Source organism: Pokkaliibacter sp. CJK22405 (assembly GCF_046614695.1).
Taxonomy (GTDB): Bacteria; Pseudomonadota; Gammaproteobacteria; order Pseudomonadales; family Balneatricaceae; genus Pokkaliibacter.
The window spans coordinates 43,787-56,849 of record NZ_JBKKHQ010000029.1; the positions used below are offsets into that span (position 1 = coordinate 43,787).

Sequence of the window (13,063 nt, forward strand, 5' to 3'; positions counted from 1 at the left end):
ACCTGGGCGCCTTGCAGCCACCCAAAACCCATACTAAATTGACCAGAACATAACAATGAAAACGTTTTCAAAGAGAACTCCCTCGAATGAGCACTCCTTCACGCCCGGCAACGATCAAAACCATCGCTGCTGATACGGGCTATTCCATCGCCACAGTTTCCCGCGCTTTATCGGGTAGCGATGCATTGAAAAGCACTACGCGCGAAGCCATCAAGGAGGCCGCCGAGCGTCTGGGCTACCAGCAGGATCGAACTGCCGTTCGGCTTAAAACCGGCAGAACTCAGGTCGTCGCTTTTATTCTTAACCGTGAGGATCAAAGCCACGCTTTTGCCCGTTTGATGCTGCTGGGGATGACTGATGCGCTTAAAGAAAGTGGCTACCACGTCATTATTATTCCGGAGCAGGCTCAGGAAAGCCCTTTGGATACTGTGCGCTTTGTCGTCGAGCAACGCGCTGCTGACGGGCTGATTCTTACCCACACGCTGCCTGAGGATCCGCGGGTGGCTTACCTGACAGAGCAAGACATCCCGTTTGTCACTCATGGCAGAACGCTCATGAACTCTCGCCATGCCTACGTCGACTTTGATAATGAATCCTTCGCTTATCAGGCAACCCGCGCGTTGATTCAGAAAGGACGTGAGCAGATTTGCCTGATCCCTGCACCCTGTCATCAGAGTTATCGCGAGCACATCATTACGGGTTATCAAAGAGCCATCACAGAGGCGAATCTGCCTAGCCACATAGTGCATGAGCTTGACCTTAACGCCGCACCAGAAGCACTGGAGAAGTTGGTGCTCAGCCAGATTGGGCAGACCGATGCCTACGTAGTCCCACAGGAAAATGCGGCTTTGCCGGTGATTTCCACCCTGCAACGACAGGGCTACCGCATTGGCTCTGATATCGACGTTGCCGTCAAACAAGTCACCTCAATGACCGACTATCTCAATCTGCCGCTTCTTCGCTGTCGTGAAAACCTTCAGGCGGCAGCTCAAACCATGGCCCGCCAGCTACTGACACAGATGAATCCCAACCGATTCCCTGCCCTGTCTTCAGGTCAGCATGTGCTACAACCCGCCACATTGGAGGTGTTTCCCTATGAGCCTGCATGAGAACTATCTGGACCGCATTGTTGAAACCAAGCGTCAACTCCGGAGCGACATTCCGGATCTCAAGCAACGCTTTGCCAAACTAACGCATGCGCTGGAACAGGAAGTGGGCGAGATTCTGGAGATTCAGGCTCGCGGTGAATCGCCCATCCCCCAGATACGGGCGGATCAGCTGGAAGGAGCGACGGATGACTTTAAAACCCTGATTCGTCAGCGCGGCTGTGTCATTGTTCGCGACGTCTTTCATCCGGAGCGCGTGGCTCGCTGGAACCGGGAGATTGATGAGTATCTGCACGAGAATGACTATCTCGGCAAGCGTCAAAGCCGCGCGGGGCTTGACCAATACTTCAGTGAGCTGGCCAATGGCAAACCACAGATTTACAGTGTGTATTGGTCAAAACCGCAGATTGAGGCGCGTCAGTCACAGGAGCTGGCTGGCGTCCGCCGCTGGCTGAACCGACTTTGGAATTTTGAAAGTAGTGAGGGAGCCGAGAGCAAGCCCATCTTTGATCCGGATCGTGAATGTACCTATGCCGACCGCATCCGTCAGCGTGAGCCGGGTGACCGTACACTGGGACTTTCACCGCATATTGATGGCGGTACGATAGAACGCTGGATTGAGCCAAGCTATCGTCAGATCTATCGCCATATTCTGCGCGGGGATATCAGTGATTATCGCCCCTTTGATGCGCACTACCGTACCGAGGCAAAAGAGATACCTTCTCCGGCCGTTTGCCAGATGTTTCGTACCTATCAAGGCTGGACAGCACTGACACGGCAGGGTCCCGGCGACGGCACGCTAAACCTTGTCCCGATCGCCAATGCCATGCCATGGGTGTTGCTTCGTGCTCTACAGGACGATATTGCCGAGGATGATCTTTGTGGTGCCAAAGCTGGCCGCGCTCTTTCCATCAAACCGGAGTTTCATGATCTGCTGTTACGTGCCTTCCTGCCGATTCCAGAGGTGCAGCCTGGCGATACCGTATGGTGGCATCCGGACCTGATTCATGGCGTAGAAGATGTGCATGGCGGCAAGCAGTACAGCAACGTGATGTATATCGGCGCAGCGCCGGACTGTGACAAGAACCGTGCTTTTCAGCTTCGCCAGCGTCAGGCCTTTGAACAGGGAAAATCCTGTCCCGACTTTGCCCCGGAAGACTATGAGGTTGAGTTTAAGGACCGGGCAACGACCTCAGAACTCAGCACGCTTGGCAGAATTCAGATGGGTTATGACGCCCGCTAGATAGCGCGCTGCATGTTGCCCAAGCCATTGATCTACCAATTATTTCTCTGAAATACCCTGATAAGGGCCGTGCTCGCCGGGCCTTAATTATTTCTTTGTGAAATAAATCTGCTTCCCATACAGCAAAATATACTGTACAAATAAACAGTATAAATCTGGCGCGCCAGTGCAGGTTCAAGAGGCGCTTGATCAGCCAGAGTTTTCTGATGTGAACACATGATTGCCGGTCAGCCCGGTAGTGCGAGGATCTTATGAACGCTCAACAACCTCAGGACATCACGCTGGTAGGCCGCAGTGGTTTTTTCCGTAACATGGGTCTGGCACTCCATTACGGTGAAACCAGAGAACAACTGCCCAAAGGTGACGGCAGCTCCCAGGACCAGCCACTGGATCTGAATGAATTGTGCGTTCGCCACCCCACTGCAACTTTCTTCCTACGTGCCAGCGGCGAAGCCTTTCAAGGCTCTGGCATTAGTTCGGGCGACATCATGGTGGTGGATCGCGCGCTGAATCCTCAGCACGGTGATATGGTCGTCGTGAAGCTGGATGGCGAATTTATGGTCCGCAAGCTTGCCTGCCAGACAGCCCTGCGTCTACTACCTCTAAACTCTCGCAGCCTTCCTATCCAGGTAACGGAATCCATGGATATCGAGCTTTTCGGTGTCATCGCCCATGTCATTCGCTCCATGCGAGCGGCCTGAACCAGGATTAAGCCTTGAGGTTGCCGGAGAAGAGTCATTCCCCTTCTCATCACCGGCTAAATCTCAAAAAAGACAATAAAAAAGGAGGCATCGGCCTCCTTTTTCGCTTTTCAAAATACTTACGTGAGGTGAACTAACCTCCGATAAACCAACGGCTTTTATCTTTCAGCAGCCACTTCAAGAGCTCAACGACCGCTACCGTGCCGTAAGTGAGATAGAACACCAGAAAAAGCGATGTTCCTAGCGCCCAAACGGGCTCACTGGCCGGTATATCAAAGTGCGCATGACGATGGAACATCAGCTGAATGTCACTAAAGCCCATTGCCAGGAACGGATGAATAAAGAAGATGGGGAAACTGATGGCAGCAAGATACATCACATGCTTCGTTCCGGGTTTACCCACCCAGGCCTTACAGGCAAATACCAGTAATAGACAGATCGCCATTTTCTGAATGAATTGCCAATCGACGCCTTTATAGACAAAGAACGGCTTTTGATAGTTGCCCACATGAGGCAGTACATAGGTACAAATCACCAGCGATGCAACAGCTGCAATCGCACTTGCCCAAATCAACCCACGGCGATGGGCTTCAAACCAGGCATGATGCTGAGAGAAAAGTATTCCCACCAAATAGTAAGGGGTGAAATAGACCAGGGACTGGACTGGCCCGTTGTGGGCACCACGATGGCCCCAAAGCGCAGCCACGGTAAAAAGCCCCAAAATGATCAGCTGCCAGTTCACTGGTAACCTGATATAACGGCAATGCAGTGGCGAGCACAGAAAAGTCAGCATGATGAAGGGGATGTACCAGTGCGGGAATAGCACATAGCCCTCCTGAATAATGCTCCACTCATTACTGAGCGCCTGAGCCCAGCTTTCATCAAGTAACCAGCGGTGCTCAGCAATCTGGAGAAGTGCAGCCACCAATGAGATCACCAGAAAAGGCACGGCGACGTTTTGCCACTTCTTGACCATGAAGCTTTTATATTCAAAGCGCGAATAAAACACCCGATGAAAGAAGAAGCCGGAGACGAAAACAAAGACGCCTGTGCCACCGCGCAGAATGTTCTCCAGCAACAAGGGAAAACCTTTACCTGAGCCATACACCGAGTGCCCAAGCACAATATAAATAATCGCCAGCCCACGCAGCAGATCGAACTCCACCAGCCGCTCTTTGGGTGCTTTGGTCGTTTTTACAGCCGCAGTGTCATTTGCCACGACCGGGACAACAGCCGCTTCAGATGATGCAGATACAACAGGATTTTCCATCTTGGTTTACTCCGGATCAGCCTGGCTGATCACCACCCCATAACCCAACGGCTTCGCTCACCCAGCATGGCTTTCACGCCATGCACCATAAGTACGGTGCCGTACATAAAAAGCAGATAGAACGCCAGAGTAAAGAACAGCCCCCAGCCCATGGTTCTGGGAATCGTTAACCCCAGATACGTGCTGCAGTACCAGATCGCGCTGCCGGTAATGACCGCGATAATCGGATGCAAAAAGAAGATCGGAAAGCTGATGTTGGCCAGGTGCTGCAGGTGCCCTGCTCCGGGCTTGCCAATCATCCAGCGACAGAAATCCAGCAGAAGCAGACTAATGCCAATTTTCTGTACGAACTGCCAATCCAGGCCTTTCCAGACAAAGAAATCTTTGTGGTAATTGCCCAGATGATGATCAACGTAGGTTTGCATCAGCGCGCCAATAATGACCGCCAGCCAGCACAACAGACGAATGGTGCCAGCATGCTGCTCGAAGCTTTGTTGTTGCGCGGAATACAGGATCCCCAACAGATAAAACGGGCTGAAATAAATGACGGAATGCAGCACGTTAATATTTTCTTCAGGGCGCTGAAGCACGATGGAAATGGCACAACTCAGCAGGAAAAGCCCGAGCTGCCAACCTGCACTCAGGCGGATGTAAGCCATGTGCAGCGGAGAAAGCGCAAAGGTCAGCATGATGAAAGGAATGTACCAGTGCGGAAACAGCACAAAGCCGTTCTGCACCGTTGCCCAGTTGGCCTGCATAATTTCTGATGCTGTTTTGTCATGCAGCCACGCCAGGTCAACGGACTGAATCACAAGTCCAATTAATGACACGACGAAGAACGGAATAGCGACATTCACGAACTTTTTGCTCATGAAGTTCTGGTACTGAAAACGCGGATAAAAGACTCGGTGAAAGAAAAAGCCCGACACAAAGACAAAGACACCCGTCCCGCCGCGAATCAGGTTTTCCAGCAATTCAGGAAAGCCATTACCGGAATTGGCAATCGAATGACCCAGCACGATGTAGACAATTGCCAGACCGCGAAGGTAATCAAATTCAATAATGCGTTGACCCATGGCAGGCACTCAATTAACCGATGACACAGCGACCGGCTCTGGTAAGGGAAAGTCCCTTACTGGCTGGAAACGAGGGTTTATCGGGCGCGGTAAGATGATGACCGCTGATCAGGCAGGAACCCCGGTTTGGGGTCAGTAATATGGCTGCAGTATCGCAGAATGATTTGGCCTGTACAGCGCCAGAGACGGGCATTTTGTGTCAAGTTAACACAGCAAATCACTCGGATGTTTCCAAATCCCCTCGCTGTTTCCAGAGAGCCAGGACACTGCCGAAAAGAGAAGCGAGAACAGGGCCGAGAGTTGTATCCATGCCCTGCCAGCGTTGACAAGGATAGCCGCTTTATCAGACGTATGGCCTTATAGCCACTTACCTATCCGACGCCGCGGGACAATCTTTTTCAACTCTTTGATAAAAGGAGAGTGCTGCCCAGCCTCTGTTTGGATGACAACCTGCGAACGTGCCCGAGTCAGGCCGACATAAAATAAACGCCGCTCCTCAGCGTCATCAAAGTCTTCTTTATCCGGTAAGAACGCATCCATCAATGCATCATCACGCTGGCGACTGGGAATCCCCAGCTCGGTGTTGGTGACATCCAGCAAAATGACAACATCAGCCTGACTGCCCTTAGACTTATGCAGGGTCATGAACTCTAGTTTGAGTTGAGGATAGCGCTCCTGCCACTGCTCCATCACAGGCATGCTACGGCGTTGTCGCGCCAGCATTAGCACATGACAAGCTGACTCCAGCTGCGCCAGTACTCGCTCTATCACCTCGGACTTTTCGCCCTCAACAATATAAACCTGCGCCTTGAGGCTCTCTCCCTGGTAGCTCAGGCTTTTGGGAATTTGCGCCGGATTCTGGCGAATAAACGCTTCCGCGACCTCGCCAATAGCATCACTAAAACGGAAGGTCTGACCCAGCTGACATTGCACCGTCGGCCCAAAAAACTCGGCAAATTCATAGGTCAGGTGCACATCGCCACCGTTAAAGCGATAGATCGACTGCCAGTCATCCCCCACCGCAAAGAGTGACATCTCCGGCATGGCCTGCTTCATGGCCCGCAACAGCTCGGCGCGAGGACGTGAAATATCCTGAAATTCATCCACCAGCACGTAGCGATAGCGATATTTGAAGTGCGTATCCTTATGGAAACGCTCTCGCGCCATTTGCCGGGTCGCTACCTGAATCATGTCATTGAAGTCGATTTCATCCTGACTTTTCAGATGCTGTTGATAGGCCTTGAATAAGGCTTCCAGCAAGGGAATAAAGGCAGCCAGCCGAGCATCGTCCGTTTCCCGGGCCAATGCTTTAAGATCCAGGCGCTCATCACGCTGTCGGTTAAGCGCTGTTATCAGTAACCGACGAAGTGGACGAAAGTAACCGGCCTGCTCAGCTTTCAAAAGCAAGGTATCCAGATCCTGAGGGTCCGTGAGGCTTTTCCAGGGCTGTTTGAGCGCTTTAGCCCGGGCTTTCAGCGCCTCTAGTAGCTGCGCGCTAATCTCAGTGGTTGAATCAGGATCAATGCAGCAAACGTCGGTCTCATCCTCCGCGTGAAGTGCCTGAACTGCCTCCTCATCCAGAGAAGTCGCGCTCAGGTCTGCAACAAACAGCGACAAGCCTGGAAGGTAGAGCAAGGGCGAATAGCCTTTGCGCTTTCTGCTGCTTACCGTTGTCGCCCAGTCAGGCTGATGGTGAGCCTCAATACCCAGTGCGGCCAGCTGATTCAGCAATACTGCATGCTCAGGTGTACTGACCTGCTTCACTTCCAGTGCGGCAATACGCTGCTGGCTCGCCGGCGCAAACTGCTGGCACCATTGCCATAATTTTTTCTGTAAGCGGCTGTCGTCTTTGGCCTCTTTAAGCCAGTCCTCGACAAAGCGAGCCAGGGCTTCATCTTCGGAAGCCAGTGTTGCCAGCTCGCGGCTTTGCCCCGGCAGATCGGCCATCAGGCTTCGGCCAAATCCATGAAAGGTATGCACCTGAACCTTGTTCAACCCCGGTACCGGCATGCTGGCCAGCCGCTCTCTCACCTCTTCAGCCGCTGCTTTGCCAAAAGCCAGAATCAGAATTTCCGCCGGGTCCGCAAGTCCGGCAGCAACAACCCATGCAGCCTTGGCGCAGAGTGTGGTGGTTTTCCCGGTACCGGCACTGGCAAGCACCAGCACATTGTCTTCATCACACAGACAGGCAAATTGCTGCTCATCGACCAGCCCGAGCTGATCAAACAATCCCTTAAACTGTTGGCGCTGTTGCTTCACCAGCGCCTGATTGAAGGTGTGACGGCAGTCTTCAGGCGCGGCGAGCACTCGGGTCAGCGCGACCATGGATTCCGTAATGGTATAGCCGTGCTCACTTAATCGTGGAAGATAAGCAAGCCAGGGGGTGAGATGCTGCTGCTTTTCAAGAAAGGTTTCCATCTGACTGGCACGCCAATACCGCTGACGACCGGCCATCTGCGACTCAAACTGGTCTGTGGCCACGACCAGTGCGTCATAAGGCTCACGCAGCTGCGAGCGAACATGGACACTTTGCGCTTCCTTGAGCCAAAGCCCCCAATCCTTGGTATCTCGTTGACGAAATAAACGCAGGCGGTAGTCGCCCCAGTTGAGGGTATCAAACAACCAGCCGCGCTTGAGCTGCATTGGCGCGCTGAATTCGGGGATCGGCAACAGCCGCTCACCTGCCTGCAGACCTTCCTCGGTCACCTCCAGCGACGTGGCACGCAAATAACGACGATTGATCCAATTCAGGGGGAGCCGGGACAAGCAGGAACCTCAAAATACTGTATATGCCAACAGGGCTATCTTACCGAATTCACTTCTCAGTGCCAGTCAGCAGAGTGTTTCTATTCTCGCTAGGCTGCTTCTGTCTTCGTCATGAACACCACGCAACAATCTATTTTTGTGCTTTGCAACAAAGCTTCCCTTGAGACTTGGCTGACCACCACGCAATTACAACAGACTGACGAGATGCGCATCGAACGTTTTCAGGCGCAATTGTCTTTGCAAAGGAATCACTGGCACACCAAGGAGATAAGTGATGAAGATTGAACTCTATGAGAAAACCGCTCTGGTCACCGGATCGACAGGCGGAATTGGTTTTGCCATTGCCCAAGGGCTTGCGGCGACAGGCGCTGAGGTGATTGTTAATGGTCGCAGTCAGGCTCGGGTAGATGAAGCCGTCGCCAAACTGAAGGATCTGGGTTATGGCCGGGTTTCAGGCGTAGTCGCTGATCTTTCTACCGCCGAAGGCTGTAAAGCCCTGATTCACGGTGCGCCCCATGCCGATATTCTCATCAACAATATGGGTATTTTTGAGCCGAAGCCTTTCTTCGACATTGATGACAACGACTGGCAGCGTTTTTTTGATGTTAACGTCATGAGCGCTATTCGCCTCTCACGCTACTATGCTCCCATCATGAAAGAGCAAGGCTGGGGCCGCATCCAGTTTCTGAGCAGCGAGTCTGCGCTACATATCCCGGTAGAAATGGTGCATTACGGCGTAACGAAAACTGCCCTGCTTGCAGTTTCCCGCGGGCTTGCTGAAACCCTAAGCGGTACTGGTGTTACCGTGAACGCGGTTCTGCCGGGGCCAACTCAATCCGAAGGCGTCACCAGTTTTCTTGAGAAAATGGCCAAGGATCAGGGTACTTCCGTGGAAGAAGCCGGCGCCAACTTTGTTAAGGAGCATCGTCCAACGTCACTGATTGAACGCTTCGCCAGTGTCGAAGAAGTGGCGAATCTGTCGGTCTACCTTGCATCGGAACAGGCATCCGCCACCACTGGCGCAGCAATGCGTGTGGATGGTGGTGTGGTCAAAGCCATTCCTTAACTCCTGATACTTCAGGCGTTCTGAAGGCAGGACAACCCTGCCTTCTGTTGTTATTTTTCGAAGGCTACTGCAGGATTCTCGCCACCCTTGCGGCTCTTGGTTACACTAGGCGGAGTTCGCCTCATAAGGACATGGCATGACTGCGGCACTCTTCTTTCTGGTTATTGGAATTCTGATTTCAGGCGCGCTGGTGGTAATCGGCATCCCGCTTGCCCTTTCCCGAATTAGTCGTTTGCAACGCGAAGTGTTTCAGCTCAAGGGAGAGCTGGCCCAACAACGTCATGATCTTAATCGCCTTCTGCAAAAGCCCCTCCTGGACAACCGAGCTGCAGAGACATCTTCCCAAAGCTCAACGCCCGAAGCCCCAGCGACAACCTCAACAACCGTTCAGCCAGAGTCAGTGGCGGCCTCGGAAACGACAACTGTCACCTCTCTGTCTGAGCAGGAAACCAACGCCACCGGGGCAACACTGGCAAATTCGCCTCAGGAGAGTCCAACAACTTTCCGCGATGCCTGGGGTACGGTAAGTCTGAGCCAGTCAGGCAATACAAAAGCGCCCTCCTCGCACGCTGCAAAGAACTCCACAGCGTCATCCGATGACCAAGAGCCAAGCTCACCTTCGTTACTGAAGCGCATTTTAGGCTTTGTTGACCTTGATAACTGGCCGGTGCTTTTAGGTCTGGTCGTGCTGTTTTTCGGTGTGAGCTACCTGATTGCTTATGTAGCGGAACAAGATCTGGTACCGCTTTGGGCTCGCCTTGCGCTTATTGCAACAGGTGGTGGCGTGATGGCAGGCATCGGCTGGCTGCTGCGTGGCCGTTCTGCCATTTATGGCCAGCTTCTTCAGGGCGGTGGTATTGGCATTATCTTTATCACCACCTTTGCCGCCTACCGATTCTACGACCTGATACCAGCGCTACTGACCATGATGTTATTGCTCGCCCTGATGCTGCTCAGCGTAGCACTGGCGATGCGCCAACAATCACAACCTCTGGCAGCGCTGGGTATTCTGGGTGGCTATCTCGCGCCGATGCTGACGGGTAATGAGCAAGGTTCATTACTGGCACTGTTGCTACTCTATACACTGCTCAATGCCGGAGTCATGGCTCTGGCGACCCGAATGACCTGGCGTCTGGTCAATCTGCTGAGCTTCTTTTTCAGCTACTCGGTGCTCGCAACTCTTATTGCTCCTGATCATCCCGAGGTTAATGAATCGCTGATACTGGGCTTTAACAGCCTGTTCTTTATCCACTTTGTTGGATTGAGTCTGCTCTGGGGCTGGAAGCGACCAGCCAATTGCCGTTACTACCTGGACTCCTGCCTGCTCCTGGGTACTCCCGTTGCGACCTTGGGTATTTTCTACCCTACCTTACTGAGTGCAGGCATCGATCCTGAGTGGATGGCAGCCTTCTCCGGCGCGATGGCACTGATATACGCCGGGCTTTTCGGCATCGCCAATCAGCGCTTGCAGCTTCACCTCCTGAGTCAGGTCTATCTTGCTCTGGCGATGATGCTCGGAAGTCTGGCAGTCAGCTACCTCTTTACTCACGCCTGGACGGTAGCGGTGTATGCTCTTGAAGGCGCCGGTTGCCTCTGGATTGCCCAGCGCGCCGGACGCCGTTTAGTCGCGGCATGGGGCATCATTATTCAGCTGGTTGCCGGTGCATTCTTCGCCGATGTGCTGCAAAGCTCTGTCTCCGGGCTTTCTGCAGTCTCTATGATGGGCCACGGCTGTCTTGTCATCGCGGGTATGTTGTCCCTGTACTGGCTACCTAACTGGCAAAACGTTCGCTGGGTTGGAGCAACGCTTGAGTCAGTGTCACGTCCACTCATGGCTGTATGGACACTACTATGGTGGTGCCACTGGGGCTTGAGCGTGCTGGTTGAGCTGACGGACTCCAGCACTCTCGCCAGTCAATGCCTGCTGTTTTTTGCCTTCAGTGCAGCATTGGTGTGGAGTATTTCACGCTGGTTTCCGCTGCCCATTTATCAGTACAGCTTGCCAGTCTGGACCGGTTTTAGTCTTATAGCCCTACTTACGCACATTGCCAATCAGGGCCCCCTACTATTTAGCGGTGAGGAAATCACCGCTTGGTTATGGTGGCCTGTCGCACTAATGATCTGCTGGATGAACCAGCCACGGACAGCCAATGTTCATGAAGATGCTCACGACCATCAGGTATCAGCCAGCCGTATTGCAGGCTATCCGGTTGTTATGCTGCTACTGCTGAGCAGCCTCGCTCTGACTCTCAGTTTGGCTGCACTGCTCAACGCCCCACTGGATGACAGTCGTGATCTTTTCGATGCGATTATGCCTGCCACCAACTGGCGTCTGATTCTCGGCGTACTGCCATGGCTAGTGTTAACGGCCCTGCTCTGTGAATGCCCCCGCTGGCCGCTGCAATCACTGGGAGAGCTGGGCACAGGTTTTCTTCGTGCCTTACAACTGGTTATTGCCGGACTTTGCCTGAGTTTCCTGATCTATCCCGGCAACTTCACCGGCCTGATCTATCTGCCGGTACTTAACCCGTTCACGCTGGTGACACTGGCGCTTGTTGTGTTGGGATATCGCTATCGCGCCTGTTTAAGTCATGGCCTGACGGCAATGCAATGGATTTTCCCCTGGGGGTTGTGGCTGCTGGCCCAGCTATCTGCGGAAGGACTTCGAACCCTGCATCACTGGCAGGCAATGCCGTATACCTTTGAAGGTATTGCGGATAGCGGCAGTGCCCAGGCCTGGCTGTCCATTCTCTGGTGTATTACCGGTATGGCCCTCTGTATTCTGGCCAACCGCAAGCTTCATTCCCGCACTCTCTGGTATGGTGGCGCCGCGCTTATTCTGGTCGTTTTGATCAAGCTTGGTGTCGTTGACCTTGAAGGCACAGGAACACTTGCCCGAATCATTTCCTTCACAGGTGTTGGCCTGCTGCTGGTTATTCTTGGCTACTGGGTGCCGGTTCCTAAGGCAAAGACCACTGGCACTCTTAACTGAACACTCGTTCAATCAACGTATCGTCATTCGCGGAGCCCCTCGTTATACTGGCTCCGCGCTGACGTTCAGCGCTGACTTTTATCTTCATTACCAGCAGGACATACGGCGATAACTCATGCCTGAAACCACCAATGTTTTAATCGGAATAGCGGGCGCATCCGGCTCAGGCAAGACCTCTTTTGCGGATGCCCTGGTGCATGAGTTTGGCGCTGACCGGATCAGCATTCTGCGAGAAGACAGCTACTACAAGAACCAGAGCCATCTGGTTATGGAAGAACGCGTCAAAACCAATTATGACCACCCCGATGCTTTTGATCGGGATTTGCTACTCGCTCATCTTGAAGCCTTGCTTGCTGGCGAGCCTGTTGATGTGCCGGTGTATGACTATAAAAATCACACCCGTGCCAATGAGACCCAGCGCATGCCTGCCTGCAAGATCATTTTGCTCGAAGGCATCCTGATCTTTACTGACCCGCGTCTGCGTCAACTAATGCATACCCGCATCTATATGGATACTCCACTCGATATCTGTCTTTTACGCCGACTGCAGCGCGATGTTAACGAACGCGGCCGCACTCTGGATTCTGTTCTTGAACAATATCAGGCGACGGTTCGCCCGATGTTCATGAAGTACATTAACCCCTCAAAAGATCACGCTCATCTGATCGTTCCCGGTGGAGCCCGTAACCGTGTGGCGATTGATCTGATGAAAGCGCGGCTGCGCGAGATGCTCTAATAGCGGCGCATAAAAAAAGAGGTGCTTAAAGCACTGCTGTCCCATAAATGGCAGTCAATGAAAAAGCCTGAGTCCAAGTGAGTAAAATGAGAGTGCGACCAAACACT

At 53.0% G+C, this 13,063-nt stretch carries 10 protein-coding genes; 7 read left to right on the forward strand and 3 right to left on the reverse strand.

Going from position 1 to position 13,063, the window contains the following annotated elements; genetic code table 11:
• The first annotated feature begins 86 nt into the window (after window positions 1-86).
• The 3 genes from ACKC9G_RS18285 (at window position 87) to ACKC9G_RS18295 (ending at window position 3,050) form a co-directional block, all read left to right on the forward strand.
• Window positions 87-1,109 (forward strand): substrate-binding domain-containing protein, encoded by a 1,023-nt coding sequence (locus tag ACKC9G_RS18285; RefSeq protein WP_411408105.1) that lies wholly within the window; start codon window positions 87-89, stop codon window positions 1,107-1,109.
• A complete protein-coding gene (locus tag ACKC9G_RS18290; protein ID WP_411408107.1) occupies window positions 1,096-2,349 on the forward strand; it encodes a YbiU family protein in 1,254 nt (417 codons plus the stop codon). The genes ACKC9G_RS18285 and ACKC9G_RS18290 overlap by 14 nt, the downstream gene beginning before the upstream one ends.
• A 251-nt stretch (window positions 2,350-2,600) precedes the next feature.
• The gene (locus ACKC9G_RS18295; protein WP_411408109.1) at window positions 2,601-3,050 is read left to right on the forward strand and encodes a S24 family peptidase; all 450 of its coding nucleotides are present in this window, start codon (window positions 2,601-2,603) and stop codon (window positions 3,048-3,050) included.
• A gap of 133 nt (window positions 3,051-3,183) precedes the next feature.
• Here ACKC9G_RS18295 and ACKC9G_RS18300 read toward each other — a convergent pair whose 3' ends face one another.
• The 3 genes from ACKC9G_RS18300 to ACKC9G_RS18310 all read right to left on the reverse strand — a co-directional run bounded on the left by ACKC9G_RS18300 (window position 3,184) and on the right by ACKC9G_RS18310 (window position 8,162).
• Window positions 3,184-4,320 (reverse strand): acyltransferase family protein, encoded by a 1,137-nt coding sequence (locus ACKC9G_RS18300; protein ID WP_411408111.1) that lies wholly within the window; start codon window positions 4,318-4,320, stop codon window positions 3,184-3,186.
• A 29-nt stretch (window positions 4,321-4,349) separates the two neighbouring features.
• Complete coding sequence (locus ACKC9G_RS18305; protein ID WP_411408113.1) at window positions 4,350-5,396, reverse strand: acyltransferase family protein; 1,047 nt, start codon at window positions 5,394-5,396, stop codon at window positions 4,350-4,352.
• A 357-nt stretch (window positions 5,397-5,753) separates the two neighbouring features.
• Window positions 5,754-8,162 (reverse strand): UvrD-helicase domain-containing protein, encoded by a 2,409-nt coding sequence (locus ACKC9G_RS18310; RefSeq protein WP_411408115.1) that lies wholly within the window; start codon window positions 8,160-8,162, stop codon window positions 5,754-5,756.
• A gap of 111 nt (window positions 8,163-8,273) precedes the next feature.
• Here ACKC9G_RS18310 and ACKC9G_RS18315 point away from each other — a divergent pair, with 111 nt between their 5' ends.
• The 4 genes from ACKC9G_RS18315 (at window position 8,274) to udk (ending at window position 12,956) form a co-directional block, all read left to right on the forward strand.
• A complete protein-coding gene (locus ACKC9G_RS18315; RefSeq protein WP_411408117.1) occupies window positions 8,274-8,447 on the forward strand; it encodes a hypothetical protein in 174 nt (57 codons plus the stop codon).
• Complete coding sequence (locus tag ACKC9G_RS18320; protein ID WP_411408119.1) at window positions 8,437-9,228, forward strand: SDR family NAD(P)-dependent oxidoreductase; 792 nt, start codon at window positions 8,437-8,439, stop codon at window positions 9,226-9,228. The genes ACKC9G_RS18315 and ACKC9G_RS18320 overlap by 11 nt, the downstream gene beginning before the upstream one ends.
• A 136-nt stretch (window positions 9,229-9,364) precedes the next feature.
• The gene (locus ACKC9G_RS18325; RefSeq protein WP_411408121.1) at window positions 9,365-12,220 is read left to right on the forward strand and encodes a DUF2339 domain-containing protein; all 2,856 of its coding nucleotides are present in this window, start codon (window positions 9,365-9,367) and stop codon (window positions 12,218-12,220) included.
• 115 nt (window positions 12,221-12,335) lie between these two features.
• Window positions 12,336-12,956: a uridine kinase gene (gene udk / locus ACKC9G_RS18330; RefSeq protein WP_411408123.1), complete on the forward strand. Its 621-nt coding sequence runs from the start codon at window positions 12,336-12,338 to the stop codon at window positions 12,954-12,956.
• Window positions 12,957-13,063 lie beyond the last annotated feature (107 nt).